Origin of the sequence: Synechococcus sp. R8-2, from assembly GCF_047461715.1 — a bacterium.
Taxonomy (GTDB): domain Bacteria; phylum Cyanobacteriota; class Cyanobacteriia; order Thermostichales; family Thermostichaceae; genus Thermostichus.
This window is the reverse complement of sequence record NZ_JANSHQ010000690.1, coordinates 1-737: the sequence shown is the minus strand read 5'-3', so window position 1 is coordinate 737 and position 737 is coordinate 1. Positions and strand designations below refer to the sequence as shown.

Annotated in this window: 2 protein-coding genes; one reads left to right on the top strand and one right to left on the bottom strand. The window is 55.9% G+C overall.

Going from position 1 to position 737, the window contains the following annotated elements; genetic code table 11:
- The coding region (locus NW819_RS13910) for a hypothetical protein (protein ID WP_414414108.1) at positions 1 to 242 on the bottom strand (242 nt) is incomplete at its 3' end.
- Between the two features lie 82 nt (positions 243 to 324).
- On the opposite strand from NW819_RS13910, the gene NW819_RS13905 reads away from it, so the two are divergent.
- Positions 325 to 705, top strand: a complete 381-nt coding sequence (locus tag NW819_RS13905; protein WP_011433445.1) for an Npun_F0494 family protein — start codon at positions 325 to 327, stop codon at positions 703 to 705.
- Positions 706 to 737: the final 32 nt, after the last annotated feature.

Sequence of the window (737 nt, the reverse complement as noted above, 5' to 3'; positions counted from 1 at the left end):
TCAAGCCAGCTCAAATCGGAGAGCAGATCTTGAGAGTAGGAAGAGGGGGACTGCGCTTGCAGATGAAACAACATCTGAAGGGTATCGCTCATCAGAAAGTAACAGGTCAAGACGCCGCCGGCAGCCACAGCCACCAGTGTCCCTGCCAACATGCGCGAGAACTCCTGACTCTGAAAAGCCTGCTCCATCAAGCGCAGCGCCCAGAATCCCAGGAGGACAACAATGGCAAGGATGATCAACATATCGTAATTTATTGTAACAAGCCTGCTGCTCAACGGCCATTGACAGAATTGAATAAGAACATAAGGACTCCCCTTGTCCCTCATGCTCCATGACTCTGAGTCAGTGTACAGAAGGGCTTGGCGTGCCTGGATTTGCAGCCCTTTTCGGTTGCCCTTGCTGCAGGCCATGAGCACAAAAGGGATCCCACCGGCAAAGATTGCAGGTTGGGCCGGCGTTCAAGCGGGCTACAGCCGACGCCCGTTATCGGAAATGCGGGTGGATCAGGAGCTGATGTGGCTGATTCAGGTAGGGCTGTTGCGACGGGAAGTGGATGGGCAGGGGATCACCGACCGGTACCGTCTGGCACCTCTGGGTCGGCAGTTGTTGCAAGATCTGGAGAGGGATGAAGCTTTTGCCGGGATCTCGGCAAGCTGGGCAGACCACCTGCAGAATAGGCTGACCCGCTGGCGGCTGCTTCCCTGAGGATCCCCTACACTGGATCCAACGTTCAACGC

Excerpts from the sequence above, each read along its gene's own strand:
- NW819_RS13905 (WP_011433445.1), top strand. The coding sequence starts at position 325 with ATGCTCCATGACTCTGAGTCAGTGTACAGAAGGGCTTGGCGTGCCTGG.